The sequence below is a fragment of the Bradyrhizobium sp. FW305-F6 genome, assembly GCF_058782905.1.
The window spans coordinates 612745-629163 of record NZ_JBYSYD010000002.1 but is presented as its reverse complement, the minus strand read 5'-3'; the positions used below and the strand labels follow the sequence as shown (position 1 = coordinate 629163).

The 16419-nt window shown below is 64.9% G+C and carries 19 protein-coding genes and 1 other RNA gene; 13 read left to right on the top strand and 7 right to left on the bottom strand.

Annotated features, from left to right (window positions below):
- Positions 1-16: 16 nt before the first annotated feature.
- From AC3WLX_RS14300 to ssrA, 6 genes are all read right to left on the bottom strand, one after another.
- A complete protein-coding gene (locus AC3WLX_RS14300; protein WP_492336422.1) occupies positions 17-292 on the bottom strand; it encodes a FeoA family protein in 276 nt (91 codons plus the stop codon).
- A 115-nt stretch (positions 293-407) separates the two neighbouring features.
- Positions 408-659, bottom strand: a complete 252-nt coding sequence (locus AC3WLX_RS14295) for a ribbon-helix-helix domain-containing protein (RefSeq protein ID WP_025038043.1) — start codon at positions 657-659, stop codon at positions 408-410.
- Entirely contained in the window at positions 656-844 is a 189-nt protein-coding gene (locus tag AC3WLX_RS14290) for a DUF4169 family protein (protein ID WP_291629555.1), read from the bottom strand. The genes AC3WLX_RS14295 and AC3WLX_RS14290 overlap by 4 nt, the downstream gene beginning before the upstream one ends.
- 277 nt (positions 845-1121) lie before the next feature.
- Positions 1122-2564, bottom strand: coding sequence for a class II fumarate hydratase (fumC, locus tag AC3WLX_RS14285; protein WP_492337289.1), 1443 nt, complete (start codon positions 2562-2564; stop codon positions 1122-1124).
- A gap of 89 nt (positions 2565-2653) precedes the next feature.
- A complete protein-coding gene (locus tag AC3WLX_RS14280) occupies positions 2654-3172 on the bottom strand; it encodes an SspB family protein (protein WP_492336421.1) in 519 nt (172 codons plus the stop codon).
- Between the two features lie 116 nt (positions 3173-3288).
- Positions 3289-3655: a transfer-messenger RNA gene (gene ssrA / locus AC3WLX_RS14275) on the bottom strand.
- A 76-nt stretch (positions 3656-3731) separates the two neighbouring features.
- Here ssrA and AC3WLX_RS14270 point away from each other — a divergent pair.
- The 12 genes from AC3WLX_RS14270 (at position 3732) to AC3WLX_RS14215 (ending at position 14448) form a co-directional block, all read left to right on the top strand.
- Positions 3732-4328 (top strand): chromate transporter, encoded by a 597-nt coding sequence (locus AC3WLX_RS14270; protein ID WP_492336420.1) that lies wholly within the window; start codon positions 3732-3734, stop codon positions 4326-4328.
- Complete coding sequence (locus AC3WLX_RS14265) at positions 4325-4855, top strand: chromate transporter (protein WP_492336419.1); 531 nt, start codon at positions 4325-4327, stop codon at positions 4853-4855. Before AC3WLX_RS14270 ends, AC3WLX_RS14265 begins: the two co-directional genes overlap by 4 nt.
- A gap of 96 nt (positions 4856-4951) precedes the next feature.
- Positions 4952-5713, top strand: coding sequence for a tripartite tricarboxylate transporter TctB family protein (locus AC3WLX_RS14260; protein ID WP_291625100.1), 762 nt, complete (start codon positions 4952-4954; stop codon positions 5711-5713).
- Between the two features lie 7 nt (positions 5714-5720).
- Entirely contained in the window at positions 5721-7235 is a 1515-nt protein-coding gene (locus tag AC3WLX_RS14255; protein WP_492336418.1) for a tripartite tricarboxylate transporter permease, read from the top strand.
- Between the two features lie 149 nt (positions 7236-7384).
- On the top strand, positions 7385-8365 hold the full coding sequence (locus AC3WLX_RS14250; protein ID WP_492336417.1) for a tripartite tricarboxylate transporter substrate binding protein BugD: 981 nt from the start codon (positions 7385-7387) through the stop codon (positions 8363-8365).
- A gap of 168 nt (positions 8366-8533) precedes the next feature.
- Positions 8534-9328, top strand: coding sequence for a thymidylate synthase (locus AC3WLX_RS14245; protein WP_492336416.1), 795 nt, complete (start codon positions 8534-8536; stop codon positions 9326-9328).
- Between the two features lie 5 nt (positions 9329-9333).
- Positions 9334-9819, top strand: a complete 486-nt coding sequence (locus AC3WLX_RS14240) for a GNAT family N-acetyltransferase (protein WP_291625109.1) — start codon at positions 9334-9336, stop codon at positions 9817-9819.
- Entirely contained in the window at positions 9819-10328 is a 510-nt protein-coding gene (locus AC3WLX_RS14235) for a dihydrofolate reductase (RefSeq protein WP_492336415.1), read from the top strand. The genes AC3WLX_RS14240 and AC3WLX_RS14235 overlap by 1 nt, the downstream gene beginning before the upstream one ends.
- A 152-nt stretch (positions 10329-10480) precedes the next feature.
- Complete coding sequence (gene hflK / locus AC3WLX_RS14230; protein ID WP_492336414.1) at positions 10481-11617, top strand: FtsH protease activity modulator HflK; 1137 nt, start codon at positions 10481-10483, stop codon at positions 11615-11617.
- Positions 11614-12510, top strand: a complete 897-nt coding sequence (gene hflC / locus AC3WLX_RS14225) for a protease modulator HflC (protein WP_291625115.1) — start codon at positions 11614-11616, stop codon at positions 12508-12510. The genes hflK and hflC overlap by 4 nt, the downstream gene beginning before the upstream one ends.
- Before the next feature lie 71 nt (positions 12511-12581).
- A complete protein-coding gene (locus tag AC3WLX_RS14220) occupies positions 12582-12788 on the top strand; it encodes a DUF2065 domain-containing protein (protein ID WP_492336413.1) in 207 nt (68 codons plus the stop codon).
- 142 nt (positions 12789-12930) lie between these two features.
- The gene (locus tag AC3WLX_RS14215) at positions 12931-14448 is read left to right on the top strand and encodes a Do family serine endopeptidase (protein WP_492336412.1); all 1518 of its coding nucleotides are present in this window, start codon (positions 12931-12933) and stop codon (positions 14446-14448) included.
- Positions 14449-14565: 117 nt separating this feature from the next.
- Here AC3WLX_RS14215 and serB read toward each other — a convergent pair whose 3' ends face one another.
- Positions 14566-15471: a phosphoserine phosphatase SerB gene (serB, locus tag AC3WLX_RS14210; protein ID WP_492336411.1), complete on the bottom strand. Its 906-nt coding sequence runs from the start codon at positions 15469-15471 to the stop codon at positions 14566-14568.
- Between the two features lie 11 nt (positions 15472-15482).
- On the opposite strand from serB, the gene miaA reads away from it, so the two are divergent.
- A complete protein-coding gene (miaA, locus tag AC3WLX_RS14205) occupies positions 15483-16418 on the top strand; it encodes a tRNA (adenosine(37)-N6)-dimethylallyltransferase MiaA (RefSeq protein ID WP_492336410.1) in 936 nt (311 codons plus the stop codon).
- The last annotated feature ends 1 nt before the right edge of the window (position 16419 follow it).

Genomic DNA, 16419 nt, shown 5'->3' with positions numbered 1-16419 from the left:
GGATTTCGGTCGCTCGTCAGGCGACGATGACGGCCATGGCTTCGCGACGGCGGACCGCGATGGTGATGCTGTCGACCCGGACGGCGATCGGGTCGCGCCCGACCAAGCCCTCATGCAGGATCTCGACCCGGGCGCCCTCGACGAAGCCGAGTTCGATCAGACGGCTCTCGAGCTCGACGTCCGAGAGCGACGAGCCGGCTTGCTGGGCGGCGAGGCGCTGGATGACGCCGGTATAGCCGCGCTGGGCCAGACCCAGCGGCATGTGGGGACGCGTGTCAGTAGTGTCGGTCATGCCCTGTATTTTCAACGCCGGGCATGGAGGTCAAGCGTACGCGCGCGCCGAAGCCGCACCTTAGAGCGATTATAAGGTGCAGGGGAGAGACGCCGTCGAGGGCGCCTCCGGTCGGCTACTGGGCCGGGACCTTGTCCGGCTGGGCGGCCATGGCGCGGCTCTTGAAGTAGTCCAGGACGAAGAGCCGGATTGCAGACGACAGATTGCCCTGCTGACGGTTGTTGTCGATCTCGCCGACCAGCTCCGACAGGGTCATGTTGCGCAGCCCGGAAATCTCTTTCATGCCGTTCCAGAACGCCTCTTCGAGGCTGACGCTGGTCTTGTGGCCGGCGACGACGATCGACCGTTTCACGACCGGCGACTTCATGGCTGCTCCTCGCGATCGATCCGGTGCTGGTCCAGATGCTCCTTGGCCTGGTCCGCCCGCTTCTCCTCCGCCGACCGGTCCGCCTTCGTGCGCCCGAATTTCGCCCGGTTGGCGTCCGCCTGCTTCGCCGAGGCTTCCCGCTCGACGCGCTTCCTGAAACGATTCAGGTTGATGACGTTCCCCATGCCGCGTCTCCATCACCCGATCCTCTTCTTGCCGGATGAAATATTCAGATACAGAGCGCTTCGTTGCGCCCCAGAAGACTTGATCGCCATTCGCTCGTCCTCGTCAATCGGCCATCAGGCCATCAAACGATGAATTTCGCCCCGTCGGGGGCAGTAGGGCTGCGTAGCATGCCGCCCCGCGGCAACATTGACGGTAATCAAATCCCGCCCGCAAAACCGCTTCTTTTTAGGGCGCCGAGCGTCCGTATCACTACGGATGGCAATCGGAATTCGGAAGCTAGCCCGGGCTGGTCATCTTCTCGGGGCGCACCAGGCGGTCAAACTCGTCGGCCGAGACGAAGCCGAGCCGCAGCGCCTCCTCCTTCAGCGTGGTACCGTTGGCGTGCGCCGTCTTGGCCACCTTGGCGGCGTTGTCGTAGCCGATCTTCGGGGCCAGCGCGGTCACCAGCATCAGCGAGCGCTGCATCAGCTCCTGGATGCGCTTTTCGTCGGCGCGGATGCCGCTGACGCAATGTTCGGTGAAGGAGCGTGCGGCGTCCGCCATCAGACGGATCGAGTGCAGCATGTTGTAGGCGAGCACGGGCTTGTAGACGTTGAGCTCGAAATGGCCTTGGCTGCCGGCGACGGTGATGGCGGTGTGATTGCCGAACACCTGGCAGCACACCATGGTCATCGCCTCGCATTGGGTCGGATTGACCTTGCCCGGCATGATCGATGAGCCCGGCTCGTTCTCCGGCAGGATCAATTCGCCGAGCCCCGAGCGCGGGCCGGAGCCGAGCAGCCGGATGTCGTTGGCGATCTTGAACAGGCCGGTGGCGACCGAATTGATGGCACCGTGCACCAGCACATAGGCATCGTTCGACGCCAGCGCCTCGAATTTGTTGGCGGCGCTGGTGAAGGGCAGCTTGGTGATCTCAGCGACGTGCTTGGCGAACAGCTTTGCAAAGCGCGGCTTGGAGTTGAGGCCGGTGCCGACGGCGGTGCCGCCCTGCGCCAGCGGATAGAGCTCCTTCACCGCGCTCCTGAGGCGGGCGATGCCGCTTTCGACCTGCGCGGCATAGCCGGAAAATTCCTGACCGAGCGTCAGGGGCGTCGCATCCTGGGTATGGGTGCGGCCGATCTTGACGATCCTGGAAAACTCCTTCTCCTTCTTGCGCAGCGCGCTGAGCAACTCGCCGAGAGCAGGGACCAGATCGACATTGATGCGGCTTGCGGCCGCGATGTGCATCGCGGTGGGAAACGAGTCGTTCGACGACTGGCTCATGTTGACGTGGTCGTTCGGGTGCACCGGTGTCTTGGCGCCGAGTTCGCCGCCGAGCAGCTCATTGGCGCGGTTGGCGATCACCTCGTTGAGGTTCATGTTGCTCTGCGTGCCCGAGCCGGTCTGCCACACCACGAGCGGGAAATGGTCGTCCAGCTTGCCCTCGATCACCTCGCGCGCGGCGCGGATGATGGCATTGGCGCGGCGCTCGTCGAGCAGGCCGAGCTCGCGATTGGACTGTGCGGCGGCGAGCTTGACGATCCCGAGTGCATGCACCAGCGAGATCGGCATGCGGTCGGTGCCGATGCGAAAATTCTGGCGCGAGCGTTCGGTCTGCGCGCCCCAGTAGCGATCGGCTGGGACCTCGATGGGACCAAAGCTGTCGGTTTCGATCCGGGTCGCGGCGCTTGAGGGGCGGGTCGTCTTCGCGCGGGAAGCTTTGGCCATGAGCACATCCATTCTGCCGCGCGAAACGCCGCGCGGCTTTTCCATGTGCTTCTCTATATAGGCAGTTTGGGTGCGTACGACGGGCGGGAGCCCAATCTAGATCATTTCTTGCGGAAACGATCGAGCCGCACGACTTCGGCGCCGCCCTGGCTCGGCGAAGGCGGTTCGTCGGTGGCTTCCGCTGTCTCGGTCGCAGGTGCCGGGACCGATACAGCCGACGGCGCCGGCGCTGCGGGCAAAGTCTCGGCCGCGACCTCGGCGACGTCGGAGGTGTCGAACTGGAGGCCGAACTTCACGGACGGGTCGAGGAAGCTCTTGATGGCGCCAAACGGCACCACCAGCCGCTCCGGGATGCCGCCAAAGGACAGGCCGACCTCGAAGCGATCCTCGAGCACGGTCAGGTCCCAGAACTGGTGCTGGAGGATGATCGTCATCTCTTCCGGATATTGCGCGAGCAGCCGCGGCGACAGCTTCACGCCATCGGCCTTCGACACGAAGGTGATGAAGAAATGGTGCTCGCCCGGCAGGCCATGGGCCGCGGCGTCGGTCAGCACCTTCCGCAGCACGCCGCGCAGCGCGTCGCGGGCCAGCACATCGTATCGGATATGATCGGTCGCCATGGTCGTCCTGTTGCATCCCGAAGCCGGACCCTGCCGGCCCCGACTCGTCAAGCCTCGATAGTACCGCGCCTGACGGTTGAGCAGGAGTCCCGCCGGGGAGAAATCTAAAAGAGTAAAGTGGAGGCTTCTGTTGCCAGGTGCCTCCGAACCCCGCCTAACGGAGCTTAACCCGTTAGGACTTTAGAGTGGTCTTTCAAACTGCGTTACGCAGCCTGAGCAACCGGAGCAAAGTTGTCGTTGGCAACTATTGCAGTAGCCCGATAACGGCGGAACAATACCGGGAAAAAGTACGCCCTTTACGCCCTCGTCGATCCTATTTCGCCCCCGCCAAAGCCCGCTTCCGGGATGCCCTGATCGTGGGCTTTGGTGGAGGCGCCGGGTACCGCCCCCGGGTCCGAATGGTTTATTGCGACGACCGTTTATTTCCATAGCCGGCGAACCGGCATCACCAATATAGGGGACAAAGCTCTCAAAAAACAGAGGGTTGGAGGGTTATTCCCTCTGGGTAAGTTCCGGACTCGTCTTGGCCGCCGCGCAATCCTCGTTCTAAGCTCCTGACATGTCCCCGGATTCAGCGCCGGCCGCCCAGCAGCCGGGTATTCTTGCCACCCCGCCGAGCGTCGCCGCACTATTCCTGGCCTTCGCCCGGATGTCGCTGGCCGGTTTCGGGGGCGTCCTGGTGTTTGCCCGGCGCGCGATCGTCGAGCAGCACCGCTGGATGACGGCGGACGAGTTCAATGAGACCTTTGCGCTTTGCCACTTCCTGCCGGGCCCCAATATCGTCAATCTGTCCATGGTGTTCGGATCGCGACTGCGCGGCGTCGCCGGGGGCCTTGCCGCCTTCGCGGGGCTGTTGGTGCCGCCGACACTGATCGTGACGGTGCTTGCCATCGCCTATGCCCATTTCGGGGACCTTGCGGTGCTCAGCCGGATCCTCGCCGGCATCTCCTGCGCGGCAGTCGGCCTCTTGATAGCGGTGGTCTTTCGCATGATGACGCCGCTGCTGAAGCGGGCGGATCCGCCCGCGATGATCCTGATGCTCGGCGTGTTCCTAGCCATCGGCGTGCTTCGCCTGCCGCTCCAGGCGGTGCCGCTGGTCGCGATCCCCGTTAGTGTCGGCCTCACCTATTTCCTGCGGCGGAAAGTAGCAGCATGACCAGCCATAGCCCGATCTGGTCGCTGATCTCCACCTTTGGCCTGATGTCGCTGTTCGCCGTCGGCGGGGCCGCGGCAGCAGTGCCCGAGATGCACCGCATCGCGGTCGAGGTGAATCACTGGATGACCGACAAGCAGTTCACGGATGCCTATGCGATCGCTCAGCTCTCGCCAGGTCCGAACGTTCTTATCGTGACGTTAATAGGCTATGCCGTCGCGGGCATTCCCGGCGCGATGGCGGCGACGCTGGCGATGTGCCTGCCGACGGCGCTGTTTGCCTATTATGTCAGCCGGCTTCTGAACCGCCCCGGCCAATCGCGCTGGCCCGGTGTGATTCAGGCTGCACTGGTTCCGCTTTCGATCGGTCTGATGGCGGCGAGCGCGTTGATCCTCGCCCAGTCGGCCGATCGCACGATTGCTGCACTGCTCCTGACCGTCGTGGTTGCGGTGATCGCATCAGTCTCGCGCATCAATCCACTCTGGCTCCTGCTGGCCGGCGGGATGTTGGGTTTTGCTGGCATTGTGTGACGAAAATCGCTAGGCAGTGGTCCGGGGCGGGGGATCCAGTTCCAGGCGATTTACAACAACAGTGCTCGTGACTTACGGGTCGCGGAGGAGACATGCATGGCCGACACGATGGGCCACTCAGCGACGGCCAACCGAAACACCCGGATGGCGCTCGGATTTTGTCTGCTGGCGATTGCGCCGCAGATCTTCGAATTGATCTGGTCGATCGGGACGATCTTCGGCTGGGGGGCCGGCCGCGGTCCGGCGGCGGTCATCACCGGCCATGTGACGGCGCTGCTGGCTGGCGCGCCGAGTGCCGTGTTCGGATCGTTCGGCGGCGGCACCAAGAAGATGTCGTCCGAGGTGCTGCTGGCGCTGATCTATTCCTACCCGCTGTTCGCGGTGGCGATCCTTACGCTGTTCATGACGATCCGATCGGCACAGGACTATGTCGGCGGCGTCGTCCTGATGGCCGTTGCGCTGTTCGCGCTGTATGCATCGAGCGATTTGCAGGGCATGCGGGGCTTCTCGTTCGGCGCAGGGACCGCGCCGCGCATGTTCGGCGGGCTGCTGGTCGCCTTGTCTGCCGCGATCGCGCTGACCGGTCTTCTGACCAATGGGCCGGCGATGGCCCACTATTCCTGGCGGGGACCGCTGTTCGTTGTGGTCGCGATCGTCTTCTTTGCCCTGTCGATCCGGTCCCTTGGTCTCATCGTCACGGCCTTCGGGAGCTTCATGATCGCGGCAGCGGGCTCGCACGAGACGCGCTGGCTCGAAGCGGCGATCGTCGGCGCCTGCCTGACTCTCGGTTGCGCAATCCTGTTTCCGTACGTGCTCGGACTGCCGATGCCGATGTATCCGCGTTTCCTGATCCAGTGAGGGCGTGATGGATATTTTTGCGAACCTCGCTCACGGCTTCGCCGTCGCATTTACTCCGATCAACCTTCTGATGTGTCTGATCGGCGCCCTGGTCGGCACGCTGGTCGGCGTGCTCCCCGGTATCGGCACCATCGCGACCGTCGCGATGCTGCTGCCGATCACGTTCGGACTGCCGCCGGTCGGCGCGCTGATCATGCTCGCCGGCATCTATTACGGCGCGCAATATGGCGGTTCGACCACGTCGATCCTGGTCAACATACCCGGTGAAGCGACATCGGTCGTGACAGCCATAGACGGTCACCAGATGGCGAAGCAGGGCCGTGCCGGCCCGGCATTGGCGATCGCGGCGATCGGCTCGTTCTTCGCCGGCTGCGTGGCCACTGTCCTGATTGCGATCCTCGGTGCGCCGCTCACGAAGCTCGCGCTGGCGTTCGGTCCGGCCGAATATTTCTCGCTGATGGTGCTCGGCCTGATCTTCGCGGTGGTGCTGGCCAAGGGCTCGGTGCTGAAGGCGATCGCGATGATCGTGTTCGGGCTGCTGCTCTCGATGGTCGGCTCGGACATCGAGACCGGCGCCTCGCGCATGGCCTTCAACATTCCGGAGCTTGCCGACGGCCTCGGCTTTGCGACGGTGGCGATGGGCGTGTTCGGCTTTGCCGAGATCATCCGCAATCTCGACCATGGCGCCGAGATGAACCGCGATCTCGTTCAGCAGAAGATCACGGGCCTGATGCCGACCAGGAAGGATCTGATCGATGCGACGCCGCCGATCCTGCGCGGCACCGTGCTCGGTTCCATTCTCGGTATTCTCCCCGGCGGCGGCGCGGTGATCGCCTCGTTCGCAGCCTACACGCTCGAGAAGAAGCTCGCCAAGAACCCGTCGCGGTTCGGCCGCGGCGCGATCGAGGGCGTGGCGGGGCCGGAGAGTGCCAACAATGCTGCGGCGCAAACTTCGTTCATCCCGCTGCTCACGCTCGGCATCCCGCCGAACGCGGTGATGGCCCTGATGGTCGGCGCGATGACGATCCACGGCATCGTGCCGGGCCCGCAGGTGATGCAGAAGCAGCCCGATCTCGTCTGGGGCATGATCGCCTCGATGTGGATCGGCAATCTGATGCTGATCATCATCAACCTGCCGCTGGTCGGCATCTGGGTGCGGCTCCTGCGCGTGCCGTACCGGCTGATGTTCCCCTCGATCGTGATCTTCTGCGCGATCGGCATCTATTCGGTGAACAATGCTCCGGTCGACGTCATCCTGGCCGGTATCTTCGGTCTCGTCGGCTACTGGTTGATCAAGCACGATTTCGAGCCGGCGCCGCTGCTGCTCGGCATGGTGCTCGGACCGTTGATGGAAGAGAACCTGCGCCGTGCGCTGCTGATCTCGCGCGGCGACTGGAGCGTGTTCCTGACGCGTCCGTTGTCGGCGGTGCTGCTGGCGGTCGCGGCTGGCCTTCTTGTGCTTACGGTGCTACCGGCGTTGCGCGCCAAGCGCGACGAGGTGTTCACCGAGTCCGAGAATTGATGTTGGGTGCGCTTGCGTCGGCTCAGTCCTGCGTCGGCGCGCCGCATTCGGAAGTCGAATCGACTTGTGTTACGGCTTCGTGAAATGGAGATGCCGGCCTTTGGGCCGGCATTTTGTTTGTAGCCCAAAGAACCGACAGGGGAATCGCCATGACGTTCATTCGCGCGCTCACGGGCGCATGTGCAGCAACGCTCGCATCGCTGGGCAGCTTCATCGCGCCGGCCGAGGCGCAGACCTATCCGACCCGCACGATCACCATGATCGTGCCGTTCGCGGCCGGCGGGCCGACCGACGTGATCTCGCGCATCGTCACGGGGAACATGGCGCAGACGCTGGGGCAGAGCATCGTCATCGAGAACGTCGTCGGCGCCGGCGGCACCACGGCCACGACGCGCGCTGCGCGCGCGGCCAATGACGGCTACACGCTGATCACCGGGCACATGGGTACGCATGCCGCCTCGGTGCCGCTCTATCCGAAGCTGGCCTATCACCCCGAGAAGGATTTCGAGCCGGTCGCGCTGCTGGCGGGCACGCCGATCCTGATCCTGGCGCGCAAGGATTTTCCGCCGAAGGATCTCAAGGAGTTCGTCACCTACGTGAAGGCGAATGCCGAGAAGGTCAATGCTGCGCATGCCGGCATCGGCTCGGTCTCGCACGTCTCGTGCGAGCTCCTTCACTCCATTCTCGACATCAAGCCCGTCGGCGTGCCCTTCAGCGGCACCGGACCCGCGATGAACGCGCTCGTGGCCGGACAGGTCGACTACATGTGCGACCAGATCGTCAACGCCGTGCCGCAGATCAATGCCGGCACCATCAAGGCCTACGCGATCGCCACGGCCGAGCGTAACCCGTCGCTGCCGAACGTGCCGACCACGGCGGAGGCCGGCCTGCCGGCCTTCCAGGCCCAGGCGTGGAACGCGGTGTTCGCGCCCAAGGGAACCTCGCCCGCCATCGTGGCGACCCTGAACGCCGCCGCCAACAAGGCGCTCGACGACGAGACCGTGAAGAAGCGCCTGCTCGAGCTCGGCAGCGTCATCCCGGGGCCTAAGGACCGCACGCCGGAGGCGCTGGGGGCCCTCGTCAAGAGCGAGATCGCGAAGTGGAGCCCGGTGCTCAAGCCGGCAAATTAAGCAAAGCCATCAAGTCGATAGGCGAGGGGCGGGACGCTGAGTTCCGCCCCTTGTCGTTTTGCCGGAAAGGCTCACTTTTCCGGGTATAATCGGTGGAGGCAGCGAATCGCGGCTGTCGTCGCACGGGAGGCACCGTTAAGTTCGCCGCCTCCCAAAGGCTCATGACACATGCATCAGTATCAGGACCTGCTCGAACGGATTCTTTCGGACGGCGCGGAGAAGACCGACCGGACCGGCACCGGCACGCTCTCGGTATTCGGCCATCAGATGCGCTTCAACCTGTCCGCCGGCTTCCCGATGCTGACCACCAAGCGGCTGCCGCTGAAGGCGATCGTGCATGAGCTGCTCTGGTTCCTGAAGGGCGACACCAACATCAAATATCTCCGCGACAACGGCGTCACCATCTGGGACGAATGGGCGGACGCCAATGGCGATCTCGGCCCGGTGTACGGCCATCAATGGCGCTCATGGCCCACGGCGGACGGGCGCAGCATCGACCAGATCGCCAATGTCATCGACATGATCAAGCGCACGCCCGATTCCCGCCGGCTGATCGTCACCGCCTGGAATCCCGCCGACGTCGAGAAGATGGCTCTGCCGCCCTGCCACCTGTTGTTCCAGTTCTATGTCGCGAACGGAAAATTGTCGTGCCAGCTCTATCAGCGCTCGGCCGACGTATTCCTCGGCGTGCCTTTCAACATCGCCTCCTACGCGCTGCTCACCATGATGGTGGCGCAGGTCACCGGCCTGAAGCCCGGCGACTTCGTGCATTCGTTCGGCGACGCCCACCTCTATTCCAACCATCTGGAGCAGGCGCGGCTCCAGCTCACCCGGGCGCCGCGGCCGCTGCCGGTGATGCGGATCAATCCCGAGGTGAAGGACATCTTCTCCTTCCGCTACGAGGATTTCGAGCTCGTCGGCTATGATCCGCATCCGCACATCAAGGCGGAAGTCGCGGTCTAGCGTCTATGTCGCTCAACATCCGCCACGTGCGCCCGGGCGAAGCCGGGCTCGTTCTGGGTTTCATCCGCGAGCTTGCTGAATACGAGAAACTGTCGCACGAGGTGGAGGCGACCGAGGCTGACATCGCCGACGCACTGTTCGGCGAAAAGCCGCAGCTCTATTGCGCGATCGCGGAGTGGAACGGTGAGCCGGCCGGCTTCGCGGTGTGGTTTGCGAACTTCTCGACATTCAGCGGTCGCCACGGCATCTATCTCGAAGATCTCTATGTAAGGCCATCACATCGGGGCAGGGGTCTCGGCAAGGCGCTGCTGGTCTATCTTGCCAGGGAATGCGTCGAGAACGGCTGGTCGCGCCTGCAATGGGCGGTGCTCGACTGGAACGCGCCGTCGATCGCATTCTACAAATCGCTCGGGGCGGTCATGATGGATGATTGGACGCTGTGCCGCGTCACCGGGCCTGCGCTGACGCGCCTCGCCGGGAACGCGCCCTGATGGAGATCGTCTTCGTCGTTGCCATCGCGGAGAACGGCGTCATCGGCGCGGGCAACGCCATTCCGTGGCGGTTGAAATCCGACATGGCCCGATTCAAGGCGCTCACGATCGGCAGGCCGGTGATCATGGGCCGCAAGACCTTCGAGTCCCTGCGCCGGCCGTTGCCGGGCCGCACCAACATCGTGATCACGCGCGATGCGGCCTATCGTGCCGCCGGCGCCATCGTTACGACGGCCGCAGCGGATGCGGAGGCGGTCGCGCGCGGCGATGCCCTGCGGCGTTCGGTCACTGAGATCGCGGTGATCGGCGGCGCCGAGATCTACCGGCACTGGCTCGCTCGCGCTGATCGCCTCGAAATCACCGAAGTGCATGCGCGGCCGGAAGGCGACACGCATTTCGCCATCGACAAGGCGGGGTGGGACGAGACGACGCGCATCCGTCATCCTGCAGGACCTGACGACAGCGCCGACTTCTCCTATGTGACATATCGTCGGCGGGCGGGGCATTAACCGCATTTGCCAATGTTAACATTGACTTTTCTGCCCCTGAGCTTAGCTCGGAGGACGGCCCGGGTTGCGTTGTAAGGGACCTGCCTGTCCCCTATAAAGCCGGACCGGACAAAGCGGGCGGGGGCATTCTGCCCTGCCGAGGAGAGCGTCGAATGCCGTGGAAGAATCAGGGCGGTGGCCCATGGGGCTCGGGTCCAAAGGGACCATGGGGCTCAGGCCCGCAACCGGTCGGGCCGAGGCCGCCGGATCTGGAAGACCTTCTGCGCCGCAGCCAGGACCGCCTCCAGCAGATCATGCCGGGCGGTTACTTCTCGGGCATCGGAATCACGCTGATCATCCTGCTGATCGTCGCATTCTGGCTGCTGTCGGGCTTCTTCCGCGTGCAGTCCGAAGAGCTCGGTGTCGTGCTGCGCTTCGGCAAGCATGTCCGCACCGTGCAGCCGGGCCTGAACTATCACCTGCCTTATCCGATCGAGACCGTGCTGCTGCCGAAGGCGCTGCGCGTCAATACCACCTCCATCGGCATGACGCTGATCGAGGATCCGGCACGGCGCGGCCGGACCATTCGGGACGTGCCTGAGGAGAGCCTGATGCTGACCGGCGACGAGAACATCGTCGACGTCGACTTCACCGTGCTCTGGCGCATCAAGCCGGACGGTGTCGGCGATTTCCTCTTCAACATCCAGAACCCCGAGGGCACCGTGAAGGCGGTCTCCGAGAGCGCGATGCGCGAGGTGATCGGCCGGTCCCAGATCCAGCCGATCCTGACCGGTGCGCGCAACGTGACCGAGCAGGGCGTCCAGGAGCTGATCCAGAGGACCCTGGACAGCTACGGCGCGGGCATCCTCATCACCCAGGTGCAGATGCAGAAGGTCGATCCGCCGGCGCAGGTGATCGACGCGTTCCGCGACGTCCAGGCGGCCCGCGCCAACCAGGAGCAGCTGCAGAACGAGGCGCAGACCTACGCCAATCAGGTGATCCCGCAGGCGCGCGGACGCGCGGCCAAGATCCTGCAGGATGCCGAAGGTTACAAGGAGCAGGCGGTCGCCGAGGCCAAGGGCCAGAGCGCGCGCTTCCTGAAGGTTTACGACGAGTACAAGAAGGCGCCCGACGTGACGCGTGAACGGATCTACCTGGAGACGATGGAGCGCGTGCTCGGCGGCGCGGACAAGCTCGTTTATGATGGCGGCCCATCGGGACAGGGCGTCGTGCCCTATCTGCCGCTTCCCGAACTGGCGCCCAAGCGGACGCCTGCCACCGGTGCGCAGTCGAGCGGAGGCAACCGATGAGGTCTCCGGTCACAGGTTTCGTCACGCTGCTCGTGCTCCTGTTCGTCGTGGTCGTCGGCTACATGTCGCTGTTCACGGTGCAGCAGACCGAGCAGACGATCGTGCTCCAGTTCGGCAGGCCCGTCGAGGTCGTCACCGCGCCCGGCCTGCATTTCAAGGCGCCGTGGAATTCGGTGATCAACATCGACAAGCGGATCCTCGACCTGGAGAACCCGTCGCAGGAAGCGATCGCGTCCGACCAGAAGCGGCTCGTGGTGGATGCCTTCGCGCGCTACCGCATCAAGAATGCATTGCGCTTCTACCAGAGCGTCGGCTCGATCCAGGCCGCCAATATCCAGCTCACCACCCTCCTGAACGCAGCGCTCCGCCGCGTGCTCGGCGAGGTCACCTTCATCAACGTGGTGCGCGACGACCGCGAAAAGCTGATGCAGCGCATCCGCGAGCAGCTCGACCGCGAAGCCGATGGCTACGGCATTCAGGTCGTCGACGTCCGGATCCGCCGCGCCGACCTGCCGGAGCAGAACAGCCAGGCGGTCTACCAGCGCATGAAGACGGAGCGCGACCGCGAGGCGGCCGAGTTCCGGGCGCAGGGTGCCCAGAAGGCTCAGGAGATCAAGTCCAAGGCCGACCGCGAGGCGACCGTGATCATCGCGGAAGCCAATTCGCAGTCCGAGCAGACCCGCGGTGCGGGCGATGCCGAGCGCAACCGCCTGTTCGCGGAAGCCTACGGCAAGGACGCCGACTTCTTCGCCTTCTACCGGTCGATGGCGGCCTATGAGAACGGGTTGCGCGCGAACGATACCCGTTTCCTGCTGCGGCCGGACTCGGATTTCTTCCGGTACTTCGGTAGCGCCTCCGGCAGGACGCCAAGCGAGACGCCGGCGAAGCCGTAAGCTAGACAAGGGCGGCCGGTCTGGCCGCCCTTTGTCCAGACAAGAACAGCATAGCGGGAGGTTCCATTCCGATGAGGTCCATTGCGTTCGCCGACTTCCTCATCGGCCTTGGCATTCTGTTCGTGCTTGAAGGCTTGATGTTCGCGGCCAGTCCCAACTGGATGCGCAAAGCGATGAAGAGCGCCATCGCCACGCCGGACAACATCCTGCGGGTGGTCGGGATCGGCTCGGCCATCGCAGGTCTGGTCCTGATCTGGGTTATTCGGCGCCCGATTTAGGCACCGGGGCAACGCCAAAGTGAAGGCGCCGGACGGTTTTTCGCCGTATTGTCGGGTTCTTGAGGCCCGCTCAGCTCCGCGCTTGCGCCGTGCCCCCGTTCGAGCGCAGTCTGGCGCCAAATCCCTTTGTCTGGAGATCACAATGACCGCTGCCACCACTGCCCCGTCCCGCTCGCGCCGCGGCGTGCGATTTGGTGTGCGAATTGGGTTGGCCGCGCTTGCCGTCAGTGCTCTCGGCGCGTTCGGCACGCCAGCCCATGCGCGCGGACCCGACGGCATCGCCGACGTCGCCGAGAAGGTGATCGACGCGGTCGTCAACATCTCGACCTCGCAAAACGTCGAAGCCAAGGGCGGGGGCAGCAACTCGATGCCGCAGCTGCCGCCCGGTTCGCCCTTCGAAGAGTTCTTCGACGATTTCTTCAAGAACCGCAGGGGCCCCGGTGGCGGCAGCAAGGGCGGCGAGAACAACGCGCCGCGCAAGACCAACTCGCTCGGAAGCGGCTTCATCATCGACACCGCGGGTGTCGTCGTCACCAACAACCACGTCATTGCCGACGCCGACGAGATCCACGTCATCCTCAACGACGGCACCAAGATCAAGGCCGAGCTGGTCGGCGTCGACAAGAAGACCGATCTCGCCGTGCTCAAGATCAAGCCGACGAAGCCGCTGGTGGCGGTCAAGTTCGGCGATTCCGACAAGCTGCGGCTCGGCGACTGGGTGGTCGCGATCGGCAACCCCTTCAGTCTCGGCGGCACGGTGACGGCCGGCATCGTCTCGGCCAAGAACCGCGACATCTCTTCGGGGCCGTACGACAGCTACATCCAGACCGACGCCTCCATCAACCGCGGCAATTCCGGCGGCCCGCTGTTCAACCTCGACGGCGACGTCATCGGCGTCAACACGCTGATCATCTCGCCCTCCGGCGGCTCCATCGGCATCGGTTTCGCCGTGCCGTCGAAGACGGTGGTGGGCGTCGTCGACCAGCTCCGGCAGTTCGGCGAGCTGCGCCGCGGCTGGTTAGGGGTGCGCATCCAGAGCGTCACCGACGAGATCGCCGAGAGCCTCAACATCAAGCCCGCGCGCGGTGCTCTGGTCGCCGGCGTCGACGACAAGGGCCCGGCCAAGCCCGCCGGCATCGAGCCCGGCGACGTCGTCGTCAAGTTCGACGGCAAGGACGTCAAGGACCCGAAAGACCTGTCCCGCGTCGTCGCCGACACCGCGGTCGGCAAGGAGGTCGACGTCGTCATCATCCGCAAGGGCCAGGAAGAGATCAAGAAGGTCACGCTGGGCCGCCTCCAGGATCCCGACAAGGTGCAGGCCGCGGTGAAGACCGACGAGCCGGCGCCCGAGAAGCCGGTGACGCAGAAGGCGCTCGGCCTCGATCTCGCGACGCTGAACAAGGATCTGCGCACGCGCTACAAGATCAAGGACAGCGTCAAGGGCGTCGTCGTCACCAATGTCGATGCCAAGTCGGACGCCGCCGAGAAGCGCCTGTCCGCCGGCGACGTCATCGTCGAGGTGGCGCAGGAGGCCGTTTCCAGCGGCGCCGACATCCAGAAGCGTATCGACCTGCTCAAGAAGGAGGGCAAGAAATCGGTGCTGCTGCTGGTCTCCAACGGCGACGGCGAACTGCGCTTCGTCGCGTTGAGCGTGCAGTAATTTCATCCGTCATTCCGGGGCGATGCGAAGCATCGAACCCGGAATCTCGAGGTTCCCCGGTGCGCGATTGCGCACCCGAGGTCTGGTGCTTCGCACCATCCCGGAACGACGTTTGCGTCAGCCCTCCACGAACTCGTCGCGCCGATAGCCCTGCGCATAGAGCAGCGCGGTGAGATCACCGTGGTCGATTCGCGCGGCGGCCGCGGCGGCCACCGCCGGCTTGGCATGGTAGGCCACACCCAGACCCGCGGCCTGGATCATCGCGAGATCGTTGGCGCCGTCGCCGACCACCACCGAGTCGATGTCGTCGAGATCGAACGATTCCATTAGATCCACCAACGTCGCGAGCTTGGCGGCGCGGCCCAGGATCGGCTCCTTGACCTCGCCGGTGAACTTGCCGTCGCGCACGACGAGCTCGTTGGCGCGGTTCTCCTGGAAGCCAAGCTTGGCGGCGACCGCGCGCGTGAACAATGTGAAGCCGCCGGAGACGAGGCAGGTATAGGCGCCGTTTGCGCGCATGGTCGCGACCAGCTCGCGGCCTCCCGGCGTCAGCGTGATGCGCTTGTCCAGCACCTCGTCGACGGCGCTGGCGGGCAAGCCCTTGAGCAGCGCGACGCGCTCGCGCAGCGCCGGCTCGAACTCGATCTCGCCGCGCATCGCGCGCTCGGTGATGCCGGCCACATGCGCCTTCACCCCGACGAAATCGGCCAGCTCGTCGATGCATTCCTGGCCGATCATGGTGGAATCCATGTCGGCGAGAAAAAGCTTCTTGCGCCTGAAGCCGACAGGCTGCACGACGATGTCGATGGGCAGGTCGCCGCGAAGCTCGCGCAGCCGCTGCTCGATGGCGTGGCGGTCGGCTTCGAGGTTACTGTCGGCGCCGAAAGGGATGTCGACCGCAACCCCGTCGAACAGCCAGTGCGCGGGTGCCGCCTGTGGCAGCACGGCGCGGGCGCCGTCGACGATGGTGGAATCGAGCGCGGGATTATTAGGGTTGCAGATCAGCGTGGCGACGAGGGACATTTGAGGTTTTCGTGAGCGAGGGGCATTCGAGCAAGGCCGTGCTTATCGCAGGCCCGACCGCCAGCGGCAAGTCGGCGCTGGCGCTCGAGCTTGCGCGCGCCACCGGCGGCGTCGTCATCAATGCCGATTCCATGCAGGTGTACCGCGACCTGCGCATCATCACGGCACGGCCGACGGGGGCGGACGAGGCGCTGGTGCCGCATCATCTCTATGGGCATGTCGATGCGTCGGTGAATTTCTCGGCTGGTGCCTGGGTGGCCGACGCGTCGAAGGCGCTCGAAGAAACGAGGGCCCAAGGACGTCTTCCGGTCTTCATCGGCGGCACCGGTCTCTATTTCAAGGCGCTGACCACAGGTCTCTCCGTGGTGCCGCCGATCCCCGCCGAGGTCCGTGAGAACGTGCGCGGGCGGCTGGAACGGAACGGCGTCGAAGCGCTGCACGCCGAGCTCGCCGCGCGCGACCCGCGCGCGGCCGGGCGATTGAACCTGCGCGACCGAACCCGCATCGCGCGCGCTCTCGAGGTGATCGAGGCGACCGGCCGCTCGCTGCTCGACTGGCACCGCGAAGGCCAGCCGCCGCTGCTGCCGAAGGACAGTTTTCGCGCGGTGTTCCTCGCGCCAGAGCGGGACGAGCTGTACGCCCGCATCGATGCCCGTTTCGAGGCCATGCTGAGCGCCGGCGCGCTCAACGAGGTCGAGCGGCTCGCCGCCAGGCAGCTCGATCCGCTGCTGCCGGCGATGAAGGCCCATGGCGTGCCGGCCCTGATCCGCCACTTGCGGGGCGAGCTCAGCCTGGAGGAGGCCGCCAGCATCGGCCGCGCCGACACCCGCCATTACGCGAAACGTCAGTTCACCTGGTTCCGGCACCAATTGCCGGAGTTCGAATGGATCAAGCCGGAGGAGGCAAGGGGGTGGCTTGCGGCTGTCGCGGCGCGGGCGCCCAACTGAC

Coding starts and splice junctions, on each gene's coding strand:
- AC3WLX_RS14300 (WP_492336422.1), bottom strand. CDS start 292: ATGACCGACACTACTGACACGCGTCCCCACATGCCGCTGGGTCTGGCC.
- AC3WLX_RS14260 (WP_291625100.1), top strand. CDS start 4,952: ATGGCCGACACGATGGGCCACTCAGCGACGGCCAACCGAAACACCCGG.
- AC3WLX_RS14245 (WP_492336416.1), top strand. CDS start 8,534: ATGCATCAGTATCAGGACCTGCTCGAACGGATTCTTTCGGACGGCGCG.
- hflK (WP_492336414.1), top strand. CDS start 10,481: ATGCCGTGGAAGAATCAGGGCGGTGGCCCATGGGGCTCGGGTCCAAAG.
- AC3WLX_RS14255 (WP_492336418.1), top strand. CDS start 5,721: ATGGATATTTTTGCGAACCTCGCTCACGGCTTCGCCGTCGCATTTACT.
- AC3WLX_RS14240 (WP_291625109.1), top strand. CDS start 9,334: ATGTCGCTCAACATCCGCCACGTGCGCCCGGGCGAAGCCGGGCTCGTT.
- AC3WLX_RS14290 (WP_291629555.1), bottom strand. CDS start 844: ATGGGGAACGTCATCAACCTGAATCGTTTCAGGAAGCGCGTCGAGCGG.
- AC3WLX_RS14270 (WP_492336420.1), top strand. CDS start 3,732: ATGTCCCCGGATTCAGCGCCGGCCGCCCAGCAGCCGGGTATTCTTGCC.
- hflC (WP_291625115.1), top strand. CDS start 11,614: ATGAGGTCTCCGGTCACAGGTTTCGTCACGCTGCTCGTGCTCCTGTTC.
- AC3WLX_RS14295 (WP_025038043.1), bottom strand. CDS start 659: ATGAAGTCGCCGGTCGTGAAACGGTCGATCGTCGTCGCCGGCCACAAG.
- AC3WLX_RS14265 (WP_492336419.1), top strand. CDS start 4,325: ATGACCAGCCATAGCCCGATCTGGTCGCTGATCTCCACCTTTGGCCTG.
- AC3WLX_RS14215 (WP_492336412.1), top strand. CDS start 12,931: ATGACCGCTGCCACCACTGCCCCGTCCCGCTCGCGCCGCGGCGTGCGA.
- AC3WLX_RS14220 (WP_492336413.1), top strand. CDS start 12,582: ATGAGGTCCATTGCGTTCGCCGACTTCCTCATCGGCCTTGGCATTCTG.
- AC3WLX_RS14235 (WP_492336415.1), top strand. CDS start 9,819: ATGGAGATCGTCTTCGTCGTTGCCATCGCGGAGAACGGCGTCATCGGC.
- fumC (WP_492337289.1), bottom strand. CDS start 2,564: ATGGATGTGCTCATGGCCAAAGCTTCCCGCGCGAAGACGACCCGCCCC.
- serB (WP_492336411.1), bottom strand. CDS start 15,471: ATGTCCCTCGTCGCCACGCTGATCTGCAACCCTAATAATCCCGCGCTC.
- AC3WLX_RS14280 (WP_492336421.1), bottom strand. CDS start 3,172: ATGGCGACCGATCATATCCGATACGATGTGCTGGCCCGCGACGCGCTG.
- AC3WLX_RS14250 (WP_492336417.1), top strand. CDS start 7,385: ATGACGTTCATTCGCGCGCTCACGGGCGCATGTGCAGCAACGCTCGCA.